This is a genomic window from Pseudomonas pichavaramensis (assembly GCF_050473265.1).
GTDB lineage: Bacteria > Pseudomonadota > Gammaproteobacteria > Pseudomonadales > Pseudomonadaceae > Aquipseudomonas.
In genome coordinates this window covers 248,306-270,514 of the sequence record NZ_JBJKFJ010000003.1, presented here as the reverse complement: position 1 = coordinate 270,514, position 22,209 = coordinate 248,306, and the positions used below count along the sequence as shown (strand labels likewise).

19 protein-coding genes are annotated in these 22,209 nt (G+C 62.0%); 7 read left to right on the top strand and 12 right to left on the bottom strand.

Features of this window, described 5'->3' with window-relative positions:
• The first annotated feature begins 87 nt into the window (after positions 1-87).
• Positions 88-525, top strand: a complete 438-nt coding sequence (locus tag ACJRW5_RS06995) for a MerR family transcriptional regulator (RefSeq protein ID WP_484569807.1) — start codon at positions 88-90, stop codon at positions 523-525.
• 105 nt (positions 526-630) lie between these two features.
• On the opposite strand, the gene ACJRW5_RS06990 is transcribed toward ACJRW5_RS06995, so the two are convergent.
• Positions 631-1,650, bottom strand: a complete 1,020-nt coding sequence (locus ACJRW5_RS06990; RefSeq protein ID WP_484569806.1) for an acetoacetate decarboxylase (ADC) — start codon at positions 1,648-1,650, stop codon at positions 631-633.
• A gap of 224 nt (positions 1,651-1,874) precedes the next feature.
• Between ACJRW5_RS06990 and ACJRW5_RS06985 the strand changes: the two genes are divergently transcribed.
• Positions 1,875-3,140 (top strand): NADH:flavin oxidoreductase/NADH oxidase family protein, encoded by a 1,266-nt coding sequence (locus tag ACJRW5_RS06985; RefSeq protein WP_484569805.1) that lies wholly within the window; start codon positions 1,875-1,877, stop codon positions 3,138-3,140.
• On the opposite strand, the gene ACJRW5_RS06980 is transcribed toward ACJRW5_RS06985, so the two are convergent.
• Positions 3,113-3,427 (bottom strand): hypothetical protein, encoded by a 315-nt coding sequence (locus ACJRW5_RS06980; protein WP_484569804.1) that lies wholly within the window; start codon positions 3,425-3,427, stop codon positions 3,113-3,115. The two genes, ACJRW5_RS06985 and ACJRW5_RS06980, sit on opposite strands and share 28 nt — an antisense overlap.
• A gap of 5 nt (positions 3,428-3,432) precedes the next feature.
• Between ACJRW5_RS06980 and ACJRW5_RS06975 the strand changes: the two genes are divergently transcribed.
• From ACJRW5_RS06975 to ACJRW5_RS06955, 5 genes are all read left to right on the top strand, one after another.
• Positions 3,433-3,534 (top strand): AraC family transcriptional regulator, encoded by a 102-nt coding sequence (locus ACJRW5_RS06975; protein ID WP_484569931.1) that lies wholly within the window; start codon positions 3,433-3,435, stop codon positions 3,532-3,534.
• Between the two features lie 191 nt (positions 3,535-3,725).
• The gene (locus ACJRW5_RS06970) at positions 3,726-3,899 is read left to right on the top strand and encodes a hypothetical protein (RefSeq protein ID WP_484569803.1); all 174 of its coding nucleotides are present in this window, start codon (positions 3,726-3,728) and stop codon (positions 3,897-3,899) included.
• A 161-nt stretch (positions 3,900-4,060) separates the two neighbouring features.
• Positions 4,061-5,761, top strand: a complete 1,701-nt coding sequence (locus ACJRW5_RS06965; protein WP_484569802.1) for a putative bifunctional diguanylate cyclase/phosphodiesterase — start codon at positions 4,061-4,063, stop codon at positions 5,759-5,761.
• 25 nt (positions 5,762-5,786) lie between these two features.
• On the top strand, positions 5,787-10,223 hold the full coding sequence (locus ACJRW5_RS06960; RefSeq protein WP_484569801.1) for a PAS domain-containing hybrid sensor histidine kinase/response regulator: 4,437 nt from the start codon (positions 5,787-5,789) through the stop codon (positions 10,221-10,223).
• Entirely contained in the window at positions 10,192-11,184 is a 993-nt protein-coding gene (locus ACJRW5_RS06955) for a diguanylate cyclase domain-containing protein (protein WP_484569800.1), read from the top strand. Before ACJRW5_RS06960 ends, ACJRW5_RS06955 begins: the two co-directional genes overlap by 32 nt.
• Positions 11,185-11,193: 9 nt before the next feature.
• Here ACJRW5_RS06955 and ACJRW5_RS06950 read toward each other — a convergent pair whose 3' ends face one another.
• The 10 genes from ACJRW5_RS06950 to ACJRW5_RS06905 all read right to left on the bottom strand — a co-directional run bounded on the left by ACJRW5_RS06950 (position 11,194) and on the right by ACJRW5_RS06905 (position 22,201).
• Positions 11,194-13,239, bottom strand: a complete 2,046-nt coding sequence (locus ACJRW5_RS06950) for a pyridoxamine 5'-phosphate oxidase family protein (protein ID WP_484569799.1) — start codon at positions 13,237-13,239, stop codon at positions 11,194-11,196.
• 242 nt (positions 13,240-13,481) lie between these two features.
• Complete coding sequence (locus ACJRW5_RS06945) at positions 13,482-14,108, bottom strand: glutathione S-transferase family protein (protein WP_484569798.1); 627 nt, start codon at positions 14,106-14,108, stop codon at positions 13,482-13,484.
• 137 nt (positions 14,109-14,245) lie between these two features.
• The gene (locus tag ACJRW5_RS06940) at positions 14,246-15,136 is read right to left on the bottom strand and encodes a LysR family transcriptional regulator (RefSeq protein ID WP_484569797.1); all 891 of its coding nucleotides are present in this window, start codon (positions 15,134-15,136) and stop codon (positions 14,246-14,248) included.
• Entirely contained in the window at positions 15,133-16,056 is a 924-nt protein-coding gene (locus ACJRW5_RS06935) for a LysR family transcriptional regulator (protein ID WP_484569796.1), read from the bottom strand. The genes ACJRW5_RS06940 and ACJRW5_RS06935 overlap by 4 nt, the downstream gene beginning before the upstream one ends.
• A gap of 51 nt (positions 16,057-16,107) precedes the next feature.
• Positions 16,108-16,728 (bottom strand): LysE family translocator, encoded by a 621-nt coding sequence (locus tag ACJRW5_RS06930; protein WP_484569795.1) that lies wholly within the window; start codon positions 16,726-16,728, stop codon positions 16,108-16,110.
• Positions 16,729-16,880: 152 nt separating this feature from the next.
• Positions 16,881-18,068 carry a thiolase family protein gene (locus ACJRW5_RS06925; protein WP_484569794.1) on the bottom strand — a complete coding sequence of 396 codons (1,188 nt, stop codon included), beginning with the start codon at positions 18,066-18,068 and terminating at the stop codon, positions 16,881-16,883.
• 216 nt (positions 18,069-18,284) lie between these two features.
• On the bottom strand, positions 18,285-19,772 hold the full coding sequence (gene pap / locus ACJRW5_RS06920; protein ID WP_484569793.1) for a polyphosphate:AMP phosphotransferase: 1,488 nt from the start codon (positions 19,770-19,772) through the stop codon (positions 18,285-18,287).
• A gap of 65 nt (positions 19,773-19,837) precedes the next feature.
• The gene (locus ACJRW5_RS06915) at positions 19,838-20,542 is read right to left on the bottom strand and encodes an aspartate/glutamate racemase family protein (RefSeq protein ID WP_484569792.1); all 705 of its coding nucleotides are present in this window, start codon (positions 20,540-20,542) and stop codon (positions 19,838-19,840) included.
• Positions 20,539-21,345: an ABC transporter permease gene (locus tag ACJRW5_RS06910; RefSeq protein ID WP_484569791.1), complete on the bottom strand. Its 807-nt coding sequence runs from the start codon at positions 21,343-21,345 to the stop codon at positions 20,539-20,541. The genes ACJRW5_RS06915 and ACJRW5_RS06910 overlap by 4 nt, the downstream gene beginning before the upstream one ends.
• A gap of 1 nt (position 21,346) precedes the next feature.
• On the bottom strand, positions 21,347-22,201 hold the full coding sequence (locus ACJRW5_RS06905) for an ABC transporter permease (protein ID WP_484569790.1): 855 nt from the start codon (positions 22,199-22,201) through the stop codon (positions 21,347-21,349).
• Positions 22,202-22,209: the final 8 nt, after the last annotated feature.

Genomic DNA, 22,209 nt, shown 5'->3' with positions numbered 1-22,209 from the left:
GCGTGAATCGACGAACTGCCTGGCTCAGGGCAAAGGTGAAGGTTAAAGTTAGCCTTAATCTATACAGACCTGGACAAGTACAAGCAGATGAAGATCGGTGCACTGGCACGGCGCACGGGCCTGGCGGCTTCGCGCATTCGTTTCTACGAGAGCATCGGCCTGCTGAAACTGGTCGACCGTCAGGCGAACGGCTATCGCAGTTATCCGGAAGAGGCCGTACTGGTGCTCAACCTGATCAGCACCGCACAGCAGGCCGGTTTCAGCCTCGATGAACTGCGCATGCTGTTGCCGCAGGATCTCTCGCAATGGGAGCACGGCAAACTGCTCGACACCCTGCAGGACAAGGTGCGCGACATCGAAGCGCTGGAGCAGCGACTCGCTCAGAGCAAGACGCACCTGCTTGCCCTGATCCACGAAATAGAGAACAAACCCGGTGACCTGGACTGCGCGGCCAACGCCAAGCGGGTGTTGTCGAAGATGAATCTGACCGAAATGAACGAGCCGGGCAAACGCGCGAACAGATAAGCTCCTGCCCGGCATATAGGCAGGAGCCGGCCTGCCAGCGACACTCATGCAGTCACGCGCCGGCTCCCACGAGCAGCCTTGACGATGCGCCAGGCCTCGTCACTCCTAATCGAGCATCTGCGCAAGCGGTGCCGGCGCGTAGAGTGCACTCTGGAAATCCGGGACATACTCGTACTTCACCATCTTGCCCAGCTGCAACGACCGGATATAGGTCGACAAGCTACCCTCGCCGAGCGTCAGCTTCACGGCCTGCGCATCGGAGCTGGAGGCATGGCGCATCTGCCGGGAAACCGCGTAGCCGTAGGCCAGCTGACCATCGTGGCCGATATTGGTGAAGCTGTTGGTCACCAGCTCTGGCTCGCTGGATACCTCTTCAAGCTTCTGCGTCTCGAAGACGACATCTGGCTTGCCGGATTCACTGTCGGCGATCTCGAAGACCAGGCTGCGCTCGGTTTCGCGATAGTCGATCGGCGTCAGCCACTTCGGCAGGTTGTAGCCGACCACGCCACGTACCCGCGCCAACTCGGTGTTGACCGGCAACTTGAGCACATAACCCCAGAAATCACTGGACAGGCTCTGACCAACCAGACTGATGGGCCCCAGATTCGAATTGCCAGGTTTGTTGGTCACGATCGACAGCGCAATCTCGTTGTAATGGTCGTTATCACAGTAGTGATAGGCATATGCAGTGAATGCCACCAGTCCCCTGCCCGGCCAGACCTGCAGCGGTTGCACTTGCTCCAGCACCTCGGCCGGCATCAGCTCGCGCAGCCTGTCGAGGTCGGCGGTGAATACCGCCGTGACGCGCGTGTTGCGGTAGTAAAAATTTGGGGAGTAGGACTCGAAGCCCATATCCACCTTGGTTTTCTGCAAGCTGCGGAACCAGCTGAGATCGATGTCCGGCGCCTCGGCTGCGATGACCGACAGCGGCGGATTGGAATGAAAACGCTGGTAAAGCCCGCCTGCCTCCACCGGCACCGAGTGCCCGGCGATATCCACCGTTGCAGTGGGCACCCCGGCATCCTGAGCCCACAAGGGCATGCTGACAGCGTTGAGAATCACACCGACCAGCAATGCACTGCATTGGCGTTTCAGGTGTTGGCTGAGTTGGGCAAGCTGCTTCATCGTGATTATCCGCGTCGAGAAATTGATAGGTTTCCCGCCCATCGAAACGAGCACCGAAGGGCAGTCGCGGCAACCCTAAGGTTAAACAGAACTTTAAGGTCAAGCGCTCAGATCGGCGATTTTTGTATCTGCGCTGCAACGCCCTGCTTCGGGTAGAAATGCTCATTGACATTAAAGTGAACTTTAAAGTTAAGGTCAGCGCACGCTAAGCCGAGGAAGCCCCTATGAACCTGTTCGAAACGCTCACCCTGCCTAACGGCTCGACCATCCCCAACCGCATTGCCAAAGCCGCGATGGAGGAAAACATGGCGGACGCCGACCATGCACCGTCCGAGCATCTGCTGCGCCTTTATCAGGCCTGGGCCGAGGGCGGTAGCGGTCTGCTGATTTCCGGCAACGTGATGGTCGACAGCCGTGCCATGACCGGGCCTGGCGGCGTGGTGCTGGAGGATGACAGGCAGCTGGCGAGGTTCGAGCGTTGGGCACGCATCGGCCGCAGCCAAGGGGCGCAGTTCTGGCTGCAGATCAACCACCCCGGTCGGCAGATGCAAGCCAACATGGGGCAACCGACCTGGGCCCCCTCGGCCGTTGCGCTGGAGCTGGGTAACCTGTCGAAGCGCTTCGCAACGCCGCAGGCGATGAGCGAGGTCGTGATCGAGGATGTCATCGAGCGCTTCGCCCGCAGCGCTCGCCTGGGCGAGCAGGCCGGTTTCACCGGGGTGGAAATTCATGCCGCCCATGGCTATCTGCTCAGCCAGTTCCTTTCCCCGCTGACCAACCAACGCAATGATCGTTGGGGCGGCTCACTGGAAAACCGCGCGCGTCTGCTGCTGGAGATCGTCAGGGCAGTGCGTGCGGTGGTCTCCCCCGGCTTCGCCGTAGCGGTCAAACTCAACTCGGCAGACTTCCAGCGCGGCGGCTTCAGCGCGGACGACGCGCAGCAGGTGGTGTGCCTGCTTAACGATGAGGACGTGGACCTCGTCGAACTGTCCGGCGGTAGCTACGAAGCGCCGGCCATGCAGGGCCAGGCGCGTGACGGCCGTACCCTGGCGCGAGAAGCTTACTTTCTGGAGTTCGCCCGCGAGATTCGCGCAGTGGCGCGCATGCCGGTCATGGTCACCGGCGGTATCCGCCGTGCGCCGGTTGCCCAGGACGTTCTGGCCAGCGGCATCGAGATGGTCGGCATCGGCACCGCACTGGCCATCGAGCCGAACCTGCCGCGCGACTGGCAGCTCGGCCTGGGTAGCGCCCCACAACTGCCACCGATCACCTGGAAGAACAAGGTGCTGGCGTCGCTGGCCAACATGGCCGTGGTCAAGTACCAACTGCGCAAACTCAGCCAGGGCCGGGACAGCCAGCCTGGCGTATCCCCCATATGGGCGCTGCTGACGCAGCAGGTGAAGGACATCTTCCGTACTCGCCAGTACCGGCGCTGGATGGCGCAGCGCACGGCCAATAGGGGTCAGAACGTCAGCACCTCGCCATCCTGAGGTAGGCAGAGATCGACCTTGGCGCGGTCAGCCGCCTCGGCCAGCGCCAGGCGGCTGACCGGGCAGTGACTGATGGCCTCCAGATGATTGGCCTCAACCGCCGTACCGCTCAATCGGGCGAACTCGATCACCTCGTCGATCCCCATGATGATGTCGCCACCCAGGTCGAAACGCGCGCCACCTGCTGGCACCACGCTGACTGCTGGGCGGTATTCACGCACACAGGCGCGCACGGCGTCGGTAAGCAGGGTATCGCCCGCCAGGTACAGACTAGGCTCGCCCGGCATCGCCTCTGAGCACGCTGAGTGCCGAGTTGGGTTTTAGCAGTGCGGTCAATCTGCGGCGTATGTTCAAGGCGCTGACCGGACTGACGCCAGCGCAATATCGCCAGTAATACGGACGAACCTGACCGATCGCGCCACGACCAAACACGGCGGTCAGGCGCCTCAGGACAACCGAAACGCCGTTTCGCTCGTTGCATTCGCGCAACAGTCCTTTGCCAAATCGACGGTTTAATTAGCTTGCTAACGAAGCGTATAAACGAAATGCGACATTTCGCCGCATCCGTATTTCGAGGAGACAAGCATGAACGTGATCGTGCACGAGCGTGACAACGAACATCTTTCCCGTGAAGCACGCGCCATGGGCGTTGTGGTCTGGGATGTGATTCAGAATGGAGAGCTGGTCGGCATCTTCCCTTCTCAGGATGAAGCCGACGCCTACCGCATCGCCCTGGAAGAAGCGCAGGTTCAAGGATGATCAGAGGCTGTTGCCGTTTCCCGCGAAACGGCAACAGCCTCATCGCTGTCAGCTTGCCCCCCCACCTGAGTCGCAGACAAAACCGCCTACCCGGACGATCTACATATGCCCTGAACTAAGCTAGTCTCACCCTCAGGAAAAAGGAGTTCCGGAGCTACGGCATGTCTGAAAACGGGTTCGCCCCATCCCCCGTGATTCTTATAGTCGACGACCAGGCCAGCGATGTCAGGATTCTGCAAGAAGCAGTTGGCGAGCTGGCCCAGGTGCATGTTGCGCATGATGGTGCCATGGCGCTGCAGATAGCGCGGTTCTGCCGGCCTGACGTGGTCCTGCTCGACATCGAAATGCCCGGCATGAGCGGCTTCGAGCTGTGTCGCCTGATCAAGGCAGACGCCAAGCTCTGCGACGCGGCCATTCTATTCGTCACCGCCCATACCCAGACCGAGAACGAAGTACAGGCGCTGGACCACGGCGCCATCGACTTTCTGCAAAAGCCCCTGAGCATTCCCGTGGTGCGCGCCCATGTGCGTGCGCACCTGAACTTGCGCGCCGAAGCCAAACGGCTTGCCTATTTCGACGCACTGACCGGCCTGCCCAATCGCATGCTCCTGCAGGACCGTGCCGAACAGATGCTGCAGAAGGCCCGACGCAGTGGCGATCGCCTGGCGCTGCTGCTGCTGGACCTGGACAACTTCAAAGGTATAAACGACTCGCTCGGTCACTCCACGGGCGACCTCATCCTCAAGGAAGTGAGCCAACGCCTGCGCGGCTGCTCACGCAATGTCGATACCGTCAGCCGTCAGGGTGGCGATGAGTTCGTAATTCTGCAGGCGGACATCCAGCGCTCGGAGGTGATCAGCGACTACGTGGAGCGGCTGCTGGACGTCATCGCACTGCCGATGACCATCGACGGTATTCGTTACGATCTGTCCGCCTGTATCGGCGTAAGCGTATTCCCCGACGACGGTGACGACCTTGAGGCCCTCTATCGCCAGGCCGATGCGGCGATGTATCAGGCCAAACAGCAGGGACGCAATCGCTACCGGTTCTTCTCGCAGAGTATCGAAAGCAATGCGCGCGCCCGCCACCTGCTCGAGCGCCATATGCGCAGCGCCCTCGAGTCGGGCGTGTTCGAAGTGTTCTATCAATTGCGCTTCGACGTCAGCAGGCAGCAGAGTTGCGGCATGGAGGCGCTGATTCGCTGGCGCCGCAGCAACGGAGAACTGGTCTCGCCTGCCGAGTTCATTCCGCTCGCCGAAGAAACCGGACTTATCGTGCCCATCGGCAAGCAGGTATTGCATCAGGCCTGCCACGATGCCAAGACGCTTCTCGACCAAGGCAAGCCGCTTTGCGTGGGGGTCAATATCTCCGTCGTGCAGTTTCGCGAAGAATCATTTCTCGACATGATCAGGGACGTGCTCGAAGAAACCGCCCTGCCAGCGCAACTGCTCGAACTGGAGATCACCGAAGGCGTCCTGGCCCGCGACATGAATCAGACGCGCTGTCTGCTCGACGAGCTTCAGCGCATGGGCGTACGCATCGCCATCGACGATTTCGGTACGGGTTATTCGAGCCTGTCCTACCTCAAGCGCCTGCCGATCGATGTGCTGAAAATCGATCAAAGCTTCGTCCGCGACATGCTGACGGACCACAGCGATGCTGCGATCATCGAAGCTATCGTGCGCATGGGCCAGGCACTCGATCTGGAGCTGGTCGCCGAGGGTGTCGAATGTTCGGAGCAGGCACAGAAGCTGCTCACTCTGGGGTGCAACCTGATGCAGGGCTATCACTACTGTCGACCGATGCCCTTCGAGCAACTGTGCGATGAGCTTGGCCTGGCAGTCGCGCACGAACGTAACTGAATTTACGGATGAAGAAGAAACGCCATTGAAACTCATCGTCCTGCTGACATTCGTAACAGGTATCGCGCTCACCACCCTGCTGACCGGATGGGTCCAGCACAGCAATGAACAGCAGGCGCAGGACGCGCTGATAAACGCCACCGAGCGCATCGCCGATGTCGTCACCAAACGCGTGGAGCTCTATCAGTACGGATTGCGTGGCGCCCGGGGGGCAGTGCTGGCCGGTGGCGTCAACGGCATCACCCGTGAACGCTTCATCAGCTACAGCAAGACGCGCGACGTGGCCCGCGAGTTTCCCGGCGCCCGCGGCTTCGGTTTCATTCGCCGTGTGCCGGTAGTGGATGAAGAACAGTTCGTCGCGGCTGCACGGGCAGATGACATGCCCGACTTCACCATCCGCCAGCTGCAACCCCACGATGACGAGCGCTTCATCATTCAGTACATCGAGCCGGTAGAGCAGAACATCCAGGCCGTGGGCCTGGACATCGCCTCGGAGAGCAACCGTCGAAGTGCCGCACTGGCGGCGCTGAGCAGCGGCGAGGTGCGCATTACCGGCCCCATCACCCTGGTGCAGGCCACCGGCAGTCCGCTGCAATCCTTTCTCATTCTGCTGCCGATCTATCGCGATGCCGTGACGCCCGACAGCATCGAGGAACGCATGCGCAAAGGCATAGGCTGGAGCTACGCACCACTGCTCACGGGTGAGGTGCTACAAGGCCTGCGACTGGCAAAAGATGGCCTGCATCTGCAGTTGAGCGATGTCACCGATGCCGATGCTGCCGTGACCTTCTACGACAGCGAGCCCGATCAGGGAGCAGCGGCCAGCGTGGCGCAGTACGCCGTTTCGCGGCAGATCTATGGGCGCCACTGGCAGATTCAGCTCGATGCGCGCCCCTTGTTCATCCAGCAGTTGCGTCAGACTCCGCCGCGCCTGGTGGCTCTGGCCGGCACGCTGCTCAGCCTTCTGATCGCGGCGCTGCTGGGCGTGATTCTGGTCAGCCGGCAACGTCATCGTCAGATTCTTGCCGAGCAGGCGCGCTCCGCTGCAATCGTCGACAGCTCCAGCGACGGCATCATTGGCCAGAGCCTGGATGGCACGGTGGTGAGCTGGAACCAGGGCGCAGAGCGCATCTTCGGTTTTACTGCGGCCGAAGCGATTGGCAAACCGCTGACGGGCCTTACCGTGCCGGCGGAGCTTGCTGAGCAGGAGCAGCACACGCTGCAGCAGGTTGCCGCGAGAAAGCCGGTGCTCAACTTCGACACCCGTCGCTGCTGCAAGAATGGCCGTATCGTCGATGTATCGGTCTCCGTGTCGCCACTTCTCGACGCCCACGGCGCGCTGGTCGGCCTGTCGAAAACGGTTCGCGATATCTCGATTCAGAAAGAGGCCGAGGCGCGCATCCTGGAGCTCAATGCCAGCCTCGAAGAGCAGGTGAGCGAGCGCACCCAGGAACTGCGAGAGCTCAACGTTCTGCTGAACAACGTGCTGCAATCGGCCTCCGAGGTCTCGATCATCGCCACCGACCTGCAGGGCACGATTCGGGTGTTCAACCGAGGCGCCGAACGCTTGCTGGGCTATAACGCCGAGGATGTGATCGGGCGCAGCACTCCGGCGATCTTCCACCTGGCCGAAGAAATCGAAGCCCGTGGTCAGCAGCTCAGTCGTGAGTTTGGCCAGCCAATCGAAGGCTTCCGGGTGTTCGTCCACAAGTCCGAACATTACGGAGCCGAAAGCCATGAATGGACCTATGTACGCCAGGATGGCTCACGTCTGACAGTGACGCTGCTGGTCACCGCCATGCGTGACGCCGCCGGAGAGCTGGTCGGCTATCTCGGCATCGCCCTGGATCTCTCCGAGGAGTTGCGCCTGCGCCGCGAAGCGCTGGCCGCACGTGACCAGTTGGCGCTGGCGGCGGACGTCGCCGAGCTGGGCATCTGGTCATGGACGCCCGCCGACAATCAGTTGCTCTGGAACGAGCGCATGTTCGAACTCTATGACTACCCGACCGAGCTGGGCGAGCAGGGTCTGAGCTACGAGCATTGGCGCGCCCGCGTTCACCCGGACGACCGCGAAACGCTGGAGGCGAACCTGCGCGATGCGCTGTCACACGTGGCCAGCTTCGACATGGTGTTTCGCATCATCCGTCCCGACGGCCAGACGCTGCACATACAAGCCGGCGCCCATACCGAGCATGACAGTGACGGTCAGCCGGTCAAGATGACCGGGATCAACCGCGACATCACTGCGCAGCTGCAGTTGGAATCACGCCTGCGTCATGCCAAAGAGCAGGCTGACGCTGCCAGCGCCGCCAAGAGCGCCTTCCTGGCCAACATGAGCCATGAAATCCGCACACCAATGAATGCCGTGCTCGGCATGTTGCAGCTGGTTCAGGCGACAGCCCTGAACCCACGGCAACTGGACTACGTGATCAAGGCCCAGGGCGCGGCTCATTCGTTGCTCGGGTTGCTCAACGACATCCTCGATTATTCGAAGATCGAGGCAGGCAAACTGCAGCTGGACCTGCACGACTTCGAGCTCGAACCCCTGCTCGGTGATCTGGCTGTGGTACTGGCCGGTAACCAGGGTGACAAGGACATCGAGGTGCTGTTCGACATCGACACGGCCCTGCCTGCCGTCATCAATGGCGACAGCCTGCGCCTGCAGCAGATTCTGATCAACCTCGCCGGCAATGCCCTCAAATTCACCAACACAGGCCAGGTGGTGATTGCCCTGAAACAGCTGCAACGCGACGCTGGCCAGGTGCGCGTGCGCGTCAGCGTGAGTGACACGGGTATTGGGATCAGTGAACAGCAGCTGCAGCGCATCTTCGATGGCTTCACCCAGGCCGAAGCATCGACCACCCGGCGCTACGGTGGCACAGGACTGGGCTTGGTCATATGCAAGCGTCTGGTCGAGCTCATGGGCGGTGAATTGAAGGTCGACAGTGAGGTGGGCGCCGGCAGCTGCTTCTGGTTCGAGGTAGAACTCGGAGCGGTCAGCGAAACCTGTCTTCTGCCGCAAGCGACCGATCATCCGGCAGATCTAAGCCTGTTGATCGTCGACGATAACCCGGTAGCGCGGCAGTTGCTGCAGCAGACCGTGCAAAGTCTGGGCTGGCAGGCCGACGCGGTGAGCAGCGCAGAACAGGCCCTGACGCGTATCGGGCAAGCCGCCAACAACTATGATTTGGTATTGATGGACTGGCGCATGCCTGGCATGGACGGCCTGGAAGCCGCGCAAAGGTTGCGCGAGAACGCAGCAGGCAACGCATCCTTGCCTACCGTCATCATGATCACCGCGCATGGTCGTGAGGTACTCGCCGATCGCTACGCGGACGCCGATGCACCATTTGCCGCCTTCCTCACCAAACCCGTCACACCCAGGCAGCTGGTGCGTGCGGTCTGCAAGGCCCATCTCGGCGACAGCGAGCCTGCCGTCACTCAGGGCTACAAACCAGGCCAACGGCTAGCAGGGCTGAAACTGCTGGTGGTGGAAGACAACCCACTCAACCGTCAGGTCGCACGAGAGCTGCTCGCGGGTGAAGGTGCACATGTGGTTCTGGCCGAAGGTGGTATCGCTGGGGTGGATCTGGCGATCAGTGAAATGCCCGTGTTCGACGCCATCCTCATGGATATCCAGATGCCGGATATCGATGGCCTTGAGGCGACGCGGCGCATTCGCCGGCACCCGGCGCATCAGTCTCAGCCAATCATCGCCATGACCGCCAATGCCTCGCAAACCGACCGGGAAACCTGCCTGGCCGCCGGCATGAATGATCATGTTGGCAAGCCCATCGACATCGACAAGTTGGTTGCTGTGGTTCGTTACTGGTGTGGCGGTGATACCGAGCCGCCCACCGCCACTGCCGGCATGGCAGTTGAGGATCGCGCCGCGATTCTCAGACGCTTCGGCGACAACCTGACACTGCTGCGCTCGATGCTGAGCATGTTCCCCGATGAACTGCGCCGGCAACTCAACCAGTTGCAAGATCAGGTCGCCGAGCAGGACATCACCGCAGTGCAGCGTAGTCTGCACACGCTCAAAGGCAGCTCCGGCACCATGGGCGCAATGCAGCTTTCTGCCCGGCTTGCGCAACTTGAAGAGCAGTTCACCCAGCACCCGGCCGCAGCCTTCGAGGACACCGGCTGGATCGATGAGCTGCGGGGAAAACTCGAAGAAAGCTGTGCCACCCTGAGCGCAATGTTCACTTCCGATCCAGAAGAAGTATCCGCCCGTCCCACTTCCACGGCTGGAATGTGGACGCAGCGGCTCGAAGCGCTTAACGTGCAACTCGAACAGGGCAACCTGGCTGCGCTGGCATCGCTGGACGACATTCGCGCCCAGGTGCCGGAGCAGCTACGCGCGGCATTCGAAGAGATGGCCGCTGCGATCGACGCGCTGCAGTTCGAGCGTGCCATTCAGCTGCTGCATGCATTACGACACTCTGCACAAGGGGATTGATTTGGAGCGCCTGAGGCAGTATTTCCATGGACGCCCAAAACTGCTGGTGGTCGACGACCAGCCAATCAACATCCGGGTTCTGCACGAGCTCTTTCGTGCCGAATGCGATGTCTTCATGGCAACCCATGGCGAGCAGGCGCTGGCGATGAGCCGCGAACTGCGGCCGGATCTGATACTGCTCGACGTGATGATGGCCGATATGGACGGCTACGAGGTCTGTCGCCGCCTCAAGGCCGATCCCGAAACCTGCGAAATCCCAGTGATATTCGTCACAGGCAAGAGCCACGAAGATGACGAAGCGACCGGCTTCGAACTGGGTGCGGTGGACTATATCCGCAAGCCATTCAACGCTGTGGTGGTTCGCGCCCGTGTCATCAATCACCTCAAACTGAAGCTGCAGGGCGACTACCTGCGCGAAATGGCGCTGATGGATGGCCTGACCGGAATCCTCAACCGTCGAGGTTTCAATGAACGCTTCGCGGCCGCCAGAGCTCAAGCCCTGCGCGAACAAAAACACCTTTCTCTGTTGATGATCGACGTTGATTACTTCAAGAAATACAACGACCACTACGGCCACCTGCGTGGCGACCAATGCCTGCGCGAAGTGGCCAGAACACTGGCTAATACCTTGAACCGCCCTTATGACCTGGTAGCCCGCTTCGGTGGTGAAGAGTTTTCTGCACTGTTGCCCGACACCGACGAATCCGGCGCACGGCACGTAGCCGGGCAACTGCAGTCGGCCATTGCCCAATTGGCCATCGAACACCAGGCATCGGAAGTCGCCAACACGCTGACGTTATCCATCGGTGCGGCCATCCTCCCTCCTGATTCCAGCGCCAGCGCCGAGCAACTGCTCGCCTGGGCTGACGAGCAGTTATACCGAGCCAAGAGTGAAGGTCGCAACCGCACCTGCAGCCACCGCTACGGCGGCACGCAGCTACAGGTCGGCGCCTTGCACTGATGCTGGTCGTTACAGGTCGAGCACCAGGGGTTTTGCGCCATCCTCGACTGCAGCTGGCACAGCACAGCAGATCAGTACACCGCCATCGCCCGGCAACTCGGCAGGCGGATTCGGATAATGCACCTGACCACTGACCAAACGCGTCTTGCAGGTGCCACAGGAACCACCCCGGCAACTGAACTCAGGCGTCAGGCCGCGACTTTCCGCCAGCTCCAACAGGCTGCCGCTGTCGGGTTTCCAGCGCGCTTCCTTGCCTGAGGCGTTGAACAACACCGGCACTGGTTCGGTCGCGGCAGGTGGCTGAGCCAGAGCGCTGGCCGCCCCGTCCGGGCGGCGTGTCAGTGTCGATGGACCGAAGGCCTCGGCGTGAATGCGTTCGTCGGCGACGTTGAGGTCGCGCAGACCGTCGTAGATCGCCTGGGTGAAGGCGGCCGGGCCACACAGGTAGAAGTCGTAGTCATCGAAAGACAATGCGGCCTTGATCTGCGCCAGATCGATGCGCCCGCGTTGCTCGTAATCGTGCCCGAGTATCGCCTCCTCCTCCGGCGCACTGAGGGCACGGTGCACGTGCAGCAAACCATCGGCACGTTTTACCAGCTCCCCCAGCTCGGCCTGGAACGGTAAATCGCTCAACCGTCGCGCGCCCTGGAAGAAATGAATACGCTTGCCCTGCCCCAGCGCCACCTGCTCGCGCAGCATCGACAACAGCGGCGTGATGCCCACACCGGCACCGATCAGCACCAGCGGCCGCTCGCTGTCGCCGTCAAGAGTGAAGCTGCCCAGTGGCGGTCGCACATCCAGCACATCACCCGCCTGGAGCTGCTCGTGCAGATGGCGCGAGACCACGCCCTGCGCCTTGACGCTGATACGCAGAAAACCATCCGACGGCGCACTGGACAGGCTGTAGGTACGCAGCAGCGTCTCGCCTTCGGCAGTCGTGATGCGAATGGGCAGATGCTGGCCAGCAGAGAACGCCGGGACGATGCCCGCTTCCGGTGCCAGCACGAACGAGCGGATATCGACGCTCTCCTGCTGCAGACTCTGCACGCGCCAGCGCTGCCACTGATTGCGCTGCTGACGTTCGTGCAGACGTGCCTCGGTTTCCGCCCAGGTGCCGGTCATCAGGCTGGTGGGTGCATATTCTTCGAAGGCCCAGCGCAGCGACGTCGCCGCTGGACGCAGCACTACCTGCTCGACATCGACGGTCCAGAGCCGCTCGGCACCCTCGAAATCCCTGATCAACGGGCTGTCGAGAAGGATCTCGGCACGGCCGATCAGTTGCAGCACATCGCCAGTGACGAAGTCGACGAACAACAGGCCGGCGCGCGGATTGACGCTGAGGTTGCCCAGGGTGTTGAAGAACAGGTTGCCGGCGTAGTCGGGAATGGTCAGGCGATTGCCCTGCACCCGCACGAAACCCGCGCGCCCGCCACGGTGGGAGACATCCACCGAGCGCTGACCATTGTCGTGCTCGACGTAACTGGCGACGAAGAAGGTGTCGGCGCCTTCGATCGTCGCGCGGGTGCGTGCATCCAGTTCTGTCGCCTCCAGGCGCTCGCCGCCCCGCTCGGGCACACGGTGATACTGGCGCAGCTGGATGTACTGCGGGCAATTGCCGTAGGAATGCTCCACCGAAATATCCAGGCGTTGTGCCGAAGCCTGGCGAATATGTCCGTTGATGCGATTGCGCCGCCGCGTGTGCAGTTCGATACCGAGCAGGCCCACAGCCTCGCCAGTAGCCAGGCCCGACGTAGCCGGATCGAGCGGATCGAGTGCCATGGCGGCAAGATCGAACGACAGCAGGCGCGGGTCAGGTGAGCTGACGAACCCCTCCTCGCCCTCGATCAAAGTGGCCCAGGGTTGGCCGGCAGCATCGACGGTGGCAGCGATCATGAACGGCAACTGATGGTAGAACTCGCGATGCTGGTCCGGCATGTAGTCGCGGATCACCTTCTGCCCGAGCACTTCCATGCGTTCGGCAACGCCGACCTTTTCCTGCAGTTGCTTTTCACCGGCATGCCAGGGCGACCGCCGATGACTGGGTAGCTGTTGCATGATGCGCCCTCCTGAAGAGGTGCTGCCGGGGTAACCGGCAGCGGCTGTAGGGCACCTCTAAAAACGTAGGCGAGGTAGCCAGCTGCAATACCGATGGCGGCCCCACAAAAACAGGCGAAAAACGCTCGGAGTCGCGTTCGACTTTACGAGTTGTAAATGAGCATTTTGATCGGACTCGCGCTCGAGCCTGTTTTTTAACGCCGCGATGGCAACGCAGGTAGTTTTTAGAGATGCACTGTGGGTCAGGCCTGCAGACCAACTGCAGTACGCGGCATGGGCACGAAGCCCGGCAGCGCCTCGACGCGCGCCAGCCAGGCGCGGATATTCGGGTAGGCCTCCAGCGAGACGTTGCCCTCCGGTGCATGGGCGATGTACGAGTAGTTGGCGACGTCGGCGATGCTCGGTTTCTCGCCAGTGAGGAACGGGGTATCGCTCAGCTCACCCTCCATCACGGTGAACAGTGCATGAGCACGGTTGATCACCTCTTCGGTATTGAACGAGGCCCCAAACACCGTGACCAGGCGCGCCGCGGCCGGGCCGAAGGCCACCGGACCAGCAGCGACGGACAACCAGCGCTGCACACGGGCTGCGGCAGCCGGATCTTGCGGCAGCCAGTCATCGTTGCCGTAACGCTTGGCCAGGTAGACGAGGATGGCGTTGGAATCACTGACGATGGTGCCGCCGTCATCGATCACCGGCACCTGGCCGAAGGGGTTCATGGCGAGGAACTCGGGTGTCTTGTGCTCACCCTTGGCCAGATCGACGAAGATCAGCTCGGTGGGCACCTGCAGCAGCGAGAGCATCAGCTCGGCACGGTGGGCATGGCCGGAACGGGGAAAGTTGTACAGTTTGATAGCGGGACGGGACATGGCGATGACTCCTTGAGAGTGGGGTTGGTCTCCGCGAGATAACCGGGCTTCGCGACAATGGGGTCATGTTCGCCCCATCCAACCTAGAGAAGAATCCCCACTTAAGGCAATCCACTATTTCACTTTCTGCAATTACCTCAGACCTGAAAGGCCGGGTGGGCGCGCAGCCGCGGCACGGCAAAGTCGAGGAAGCTGCGCACCCGAGCGGCGGCCCGGCGCCCCTCGCGGTAATAGAGCTGCACCGGCACGGGAGCCGTGGCGAAGTCGTCCAGCACGACCTGCAACTGACCGCCATGCAACTCCTGATAGGCCTCGTAACTCAGGCAGCGGGTCAGGCCAAAGCCGGCGAGCGCCGCGCGAATGGATGCCTGCGGTGTACTGCAGATCAGCTGCGGCGTGAGCTTCACCGACTCTTGTGCAAAGCGCCATTCGCCGACATGACCGGTCGAAGAGGTAGCGATGGTGCGGTGCGCCGCCAGGGCAGCGGGGTTGTCTGGCCACCCCCAGCGCTGCAGATAGGCCGGCGCAGCACAGACCAGCGGACGCACCTGCCCCAACGGCACGGCGAAGCCGGACGAGCTGGGCAGATGACCGACCACCACAGCCAGATCGATCCCCTCCTCCAGCAATCTCGGCAGCTCTTCACGCGCCAGAGTCGCCAGGCTCACATCGGGAAATGTGGCCAGGTAATCGACAGCGATCGGCGTCAGTATCTGCTGCATCATCAGCAGCGGCAGCGCCAGGGTCAGATGCCCGGCCGGGCTGGCATGCAGCCCTGTCACCGACTGTTCGGCTTCCTCCACTCGCTGCAGAATACGCTGCGAGCTCTCGGCGAACGCCACACCGGCAGGACTTAAACTGACGCCGCGCGGCCCACGCAGCAGCAGGGTCGTGTCCAGGCGACGCTCCAGTGCAGCGACGCTGCGCATCACCGTGGCCTGCGACAGCTGCAAGGCCCTGGCGGCGGCCGCCAGGCTACCCGCCCGCGCCACAGCCAGGAATACCTGCATCTCGCGGTGCTGGCTCATGCCACCGAGGGCGCGCCAGCTGCCCGCAAGGCCGGGTCGGCACGGAAGCTGGCAGTGCAGAGGTCGACGAAGGTGCGCACCTTGGCTGACACCTGGCGCCCACCTTGGTGAATGATGTGCACCGGCAGCGCAGGAGGTTCGAACGCTTCGAGCACCAGTTCGATCTCGCCGCGAGCCACCGCGCCAGCCACCTGGTAGGACAGTACACGGGTGTAGCCCCAGCCAACCCGGGCAGCACCGATCGCGGCCTGGTTGGAGCTGACGGTGAAGCGTGGCGAGGGGGTAAACCCGAACGGGCCATCGGCCCCCATGAAGCTCCAGTGGGTCAGCAGACTGCTGGCGCTGGACATGACAATCGGCGCATCGCGCAATTCATCCGGATGTTGTGGCCGTCCGACACGATCGAGAAAAGCAGGCGACGCACAAACCACCGGGCGGATCTGCCCCACCTGAATGGCAGGATGATCACCCTCCGGCAGCGAACCTATGCGTACGGCAACGTCGATGCCCTCCTCCATCATGTTCACCACGCGGTCGACCAACAGCGCATTGATCTGCACATCGGGATAGGTGTCGAGGTACTGGGCGATACGAGGCACCAGAAACAGCTCGCCGAACATCACCGGCGCGGTCACGTTGAGCCGGCCACGCGGCCGCACACTGCCACCGGCCGCCAGCTCCTCGGCCTCCTCCAGCTCGAGCAGGATGCGTCGACAGTCTTCGACGTAGCGCTGGCCCGCCTCGGTCAAGCGCAGGCTGCGCGTGCTGCGGGCCAGCAGCAGCGTACCCAGGCGTGATTCCAGCGCCGCAATGGCGCGCGTCACGCCGGGCGGCGAGATACCCAGCAGCTTGGCGCCGCCAGCGAAGCTCTCGGCTTCGGTCACCGCCAGCAGCACCTTCATTTCCTGAAAGCGATCCATCGTCACCGCCTGGTTGTCTGTTGCGCCGGCACAGCGTACCTCATGCCGGGCTCAGCGCCTGCTCAATGCCAGGCGAGCGGCGAACAACATGAAGATCAGGCCGGTGCTGCGATCCATCCACTTGATCACCCGCTCGCGGCGTAACCAGTGACCCAACGGCTGGGTAGCGCCGATCAGCAGCAGCGCCCAGAGCAGGCTGATCGCCACATGGATGCCCACCAGGGCGAAGGTCCAGGCGATCAGAGGCTGCCCTTGCGGAATGAACTGAGGAAGAAAAGACACATAGAAGATCCCTACCTTGGGGTTCAGCACATTGCCCAACAAACCGCGCAGAAACCAGTTGGCATCAGGATTGATGCCCGCTTGGGCCGGAGCCAGCGAACTGCGCGGACGCAGCAGCATGTTCAGCCCTAGCCAGGCCAGATAGGCCGCGCCGCAATATTTGAGGAGGTTGTAACCGAACTCGGAAACCGCCAGCAGCGCGCCCAGGCCAAAGGCCACTGCCGCGCCCCAGAGCAGGCAGCCGGCATTGATGCCAAGGGCAGCACGAAATGCCTGCTGGCGCCCTTCGACCGCCGCGGTGCGCAACACCAGTGCGGTGTCGATCCCCGGCGTCAAGGTCAGCAGGGTCGCGGCCAGCGTGAAGGCCAGGAGGTTCTCGGCAAAGGGCATGGCAGGCGCTCCGTCCACAGGGCAGAGCGCGAGTATAAACAGCGCATCGCTGGCCGTCGTGGGGCCAGCGATGCCGTAGGGTGCGCCGTGCGCACCGCGGTTCGTGCATGCGATGCGTATTGCCGGTGGTGCGCGCAGCACATCCTTACGTTTTAGCCGCGATACGCCTCGAACAAGCCAGTAGCGCCCATACCGCCGCCAACGCACATGGTGACGATGCCGTAACGCAGCTCACGACGCTGCAGCTCACGCACCAGATGACCGACCTGACGTGAGCCGGTCATGCCGAAGGGATGGCCGATTGAGATCGAACCCCCATTGACGTTGTACTTGTCGTTGTCGATACCCAGCGTGTCGCGGCAATACAGGCACTGCGAGGCGAAGGCCTCGTTGAGCTCCCACAGGTCGATATCGTCAACCGACAGGCCTTTGGCCTTGAGCAGCTTGGGCACCGAGAACACTGGGCCGATGCCCATTTCGTCCGGCTCGCAACCGGCTACGGTGAAGCCCCGGAAGTACGCCTTGGGTTTCAGACCCAGCTCCAGGGCCTTCTCCAGGCTCATCACCAGGGTCATGGAAGCGCCATCGGAGAGTTGCGAGGCATTGCCGGCCGTGACGCTGCCAGCCGGGTCGAACGCCGGCTGCAGCTTGGCCAGCGACTCCAGGGTGGTGTCCGGGCGGTTGCAGTCATCCGCCTCGACCACGCCGTCGACAATGCGCTTCTCGCCAGTGGCCTTGTCTTCCACCTGATACTTCACCGTCATCGGCACGATTTCATCGCCGTACCGGCCTTCGGCCTGGGCGCGCGCGGTGCGTTGCTGGCTCTGCAGCGCGTAGGCGTCCTGCGCTTCACGGCTGATGCCATAGCGGCTGGCGACGATCTCGGCGGTCTTGCCCATGGGGTAGTAGATACCGGGGTTGTCCTTCTGCAGCAGCGGGTTGAACAGGTTGTCCATGTTCATGCTTTTCAGGGTCATGGTGATGGACTCGACGCCACCGGCCACGATGATCTCGCTGCATCCGGAGGCCACCTGGTTGGCGGCGATGGCAATGGCCTGCAGGCCTGAGGAGCAGAAGCGATTGAGGGTCATGCCGGCTACCGGGTTGCCCAGGCGCGAGAGTGCGGCCACGTTGCGGCCGATGTTCATGCCCTGCGCGCCCTCGTTGGAGCCGGCACCGACGATGCAGTCATCGACCAGTTTCGGATCGATCCCGTTGCGCACCAGCAGCGCATCGACGCAGTGGGCGGCCATGTCGTCCGGCCGGGTCATATTGAACTTGCCGCGGAAGGACTTGGCCAGGCCAGTCCGTACGCTGTCGACGATCACCACTTCACGCATGACGCACCTCATTGTTATTGGATGACGAATGGCGTGAAGATAAATCCAGCCCATCCCTGGGCGCGACCATCATTGATCTGGCGTATACGGGGCGATGCCGGGGCGTAGCACGGGTGCAATCCGGGGTCATCGAGAACGACATAAAAGCATCGCGGCTGAAGCCACTCCTACATTGCAGTAAATACCGTAGGAGCGGCTTCAGCCGCGATTAACGCTTCAACCCCTGGCAAACGCCGCTTCGATGGCCTCATTGATGGTGCGCAGCACCTTGACCCGGGCGAAGCGCTTGTCGTTGGCCTCGATCAGCGTCCAGGGGGCGATCTCGGTGCTGGTGCGGTCGACCATGTCGCCCACCGCATCGGCGTAGTCGTCCCACTTGTCGCGGTTGCGCCAGTCTTCTTCGGTGATCTTGAAGCGCTTGAAAGGGATCTGCTCGCGCTCCTTGAAGCGCTGCAGCTGCGTCTGCTGATCGATGGCCAGCCAGAATTTCACCAGAATCACCCCGGCGTTGGTCAGCTCTTCCTCGAAGTCGTTGATCTCGCCGTAGGCTCGCAGCCAGTCGGCCTCGCTGCAGAAACCCTCGACCCGCTCCACCAGCACGCGGCCATACCAGCTGCGGTCGAAGATGGTGAAGTGCCCGCGCGCCGGAATATGCCGCCAGAAACGCCACAGATAGGGCTGCGCGCGCTCTTCTTCGGTCGGTGCGGCCACCGGCACGATGCGGTACTGACGCGGATCGAGCGCACCCGTCACGCGGCGAATCGCGCCGCCCTTGCCCGCGGCGTCGTTGCCCTCGAACGCGGCTATCAGCGCATGTCTGCGCATGCGTTTGTCGCGCATCAGCCCGGACAGACGCGCCTGCTCGGTGGCCAACTGCTCCTTGTAGTCGTCCTTGTCGAGCGCCTGAGTCATATCCAGGCTGGCCAGCAGACCACGGTTGTCCAGGCTCGACACCAGCGGCGCGGCATGTGGTTGCAGCTTCGTCCGCTGCGGACTGGCCAGCGCGGCCTGCAGGCCTTCGAGCAGGATGCGCCCGACGGTGAGACTGCGGTAATAGTGATCGACGCCCTCGACCACGTACCAGGGCGCGTAATCGCGGCTGGTGCGGCGCAGGATACGCTCGCCGTAACGTACAAACTTGTCGTAGGTTTTCGACTGCTGCCAGTCCAGCGGGCTGATGCGCCAGCTGTGCAGCGGATCGTCCTTGAGCGCTTCGAGACGCGACTTCATCTGCTTCTTGGACAGGTGGAACCAGAACTTGAAGATCAGCGCGCCCTCGTCGCAGAGCATGCGCTCCAGGCGCTCGGCACCGTCAATGGCTTGATCCAGCACGGCGTCCTTGAAACGCCCATGAACCCGACCCTGGAGCATCTGGCTGTACCAGTTACCGAAGAATACGCCCATGCGCCCTTTGGGCGGCAGCATGCGCCAATAGCGAAAGGCCGGTGGTCGGGCCAGCTCTTCGTCGGTCTGCAGATCGAAGGTGCTGACCTGAATCAGCCGCGGGTCCATCCACTCGTTGAGCAGCTTGACCGTCTCGCCCTTGCCGGCCCCCTCGACGCCATTGATCAGCACGATCACCGGAAAACGCGCCTGCTGCTTCAGCTCGTACTGCGCCTCCAGCAGCGCCTCGCGCAGTGCCGGTTCCTCGGCCTCGAACGTGGCCTTGTCGATGGTGCGGCCGATCTCGGCGGACTCGAACATGCAAAAACCTCCCTGGAATGATTGCCACAGGCTAACGGATCATGCCGCTCTTTGCCTGCTTCAGATCACGGGAGCGCCTTGACCCTCGGTGGCGCATAGCTCAACGCCTTGCTCGTCCCGAGCTGCAACTGCACCAGCGCCTCTGCCCATTTAAGAGCCACCTGTACACCATCGATAACCGGCACGCCGAGATCATCCTGCAGTGGCCGGGCCCATTGGCTCATTCCCGCACAGCCGAGAACCAGACATTCGCTGCGGTCGGCGGCCAGCAACGCCTGCCCGCGTTGACGCAGACGAACGTAATGGGCCGGGTCACGCTCCAGCTCCAGTACCGGAATGTCGACTGCATGAATGGCTGCACAACGTCGGTCCAGGCCATAGGCGCGCATGTTGCGTTCGATGATGTGAATCGAACGCGGCAGGCTGGTCATGATCGAGTAGCGCACGCTGAGCATGCTGGCCGCATGCATGGCGGCCTCACCGATTCCCATTACCGGCCCGGTGGCGAGTTCGCGAGCAGCGTCCAGCCCGGTATCGTCGAAACAGGCAATTACGAAACCCTCTACCCCTTCACGCTGACCCCGTTCGATAGCCGCCAGCAGGTGAAAAGCCGCCTTGGCACCATCTACCGCGCCTTCGATGCTGGGCACGGAGTCGGCCAGGTGAATCACGCTGAGTTCGGTCCTCTCGCCTTTTATGTCGCGGCAGGCTCGCGCCAGCATGTCTGCCATGGTGGCGGACGCATTGGGGTTGATCACTTGGATTTTCATACCGTCTTCCTGCATGCGCTAAAGCCCATCAGCAACAGGACCAGAGCGATCAGGCTGAAGGAGAACAAGGTCGTCAGAGTGCCCAGGGCATAGAGCACCGGGGTGGTCACGTTGGTGGTCATACCGAACACCTCCAGTGGCAAGGTGTTGAAACTGCCGGCCACCATCAGGGTGCGCGCGAACTCGTCGTAGGACAGCGTCAGGCCGAACAGGGCGACGCCGAGCAGGCTCGGCGCTATCAGCGGCAGGACGATCAGGCGTACGGTCTGCCACGGGCTGGCTCCGAGATCACGGGCCGCCATTTCATAGGAGCGATCGAATCGGTTGAACACGGCGAACATGATCAACAGGCCGAACGGCAGGGTCCAGGTCAGGTGCGCGCCGAATGCCGAGCTGTACCAGGTTGGCTCAAGCCCCAACTGGTCGAACATCAGGCCAATACCCAGGCTGATCAGGATCGACGGAATGATCAGGCTGGCCAGGGAGAGATAGAACAGCATCTGACTCCCGGCGAACTGACGGCGATAGGCGAAACCGGCCAGCAGCGAGAACACCAGGGTGCAGACCATGACAGCAATACCGAGGACCAGCGAGCGCCCGAATGAACCGCCAAAATTGCCCACTTGCTGGGTCTGGAACAGGTTGCGAAACCAGTGCAGCGAAACGCCGTTCATGGGGAAGGTCAGGCCACCGCTCGGCCCCTGAAACGACAGGATGCCGATGGTCAGCGTCGGGCCATAGAGAAACAGCACGAACAGGCCGAATACCAGGCTCAGCAGATAGAAACTCAGTGGTCGTTTCATCTCACAGCTCCTTGCGAATATCGACCAGGCGGAACATCACCACCAGCATCAGCAGCACAGTCGCCAGCAGCACCACCGCGTTGGCTGCCGCGGCCGGGTATTGCAGCAGGCTGATTTCGTTGTGAATCAGCACGCCAACCGAAGAGTGCAGCCCGCCGCCCATGATGCGCACGGTGACGAAGTCCCCCATCACCAGGGTGATCACGAAAATGCTGCCGATGAGAATCCCCGACTTGCACAACGGCACCACCACCAGCAGCAGGATCTGCCAGGGCTTCGCGCCGGCATCACGGGCCGCCTCGAGCAGGCGCCGGTCGATGCGCATCATGGTGTTGAAGATCGGCACCACCATGAACAGGGTGTAAAGATGGACATAGGCAAGGATGATGGAGAAATCGCTGTAGAGCAGAAACTCCAGGGGCTGCTCGATCAGACCGGCCCCCAACAGGCTGTTGTTGACCAATCCGTTACGCCCCAGCAGCGGGATCCAGGAAATCATCCGGATGATGTTGGAGGTGAAGAACGGGATGGTGCAGAGCAGGAACAGCAAGGTCTGCACCTTGTTGCTGCGAATGTGGAACGCCAGGTAATAGGCAACGGTGAAGCCGAGCAGCAAGGTGATCAGCCAGGTACTCAGCGCGTACTTGAAGGTATTGAGATAAGCCTGCCAGGTTACCGCCGAACCCAGCAGGTATTGGTAATTACCGAGAATGAAGTCGGGAATCAGCTGATAGGAATCGTAATCCCAGAAACTGACCAGCAGGATCACGCTGATCGGGAAGACCAGAAACAACAGCAGGGTCAGCGCCAGCGGCAGAGCTTGCAGATGGCTGAGATTGGCTAGTCCGTTACGCATGGCGGAAT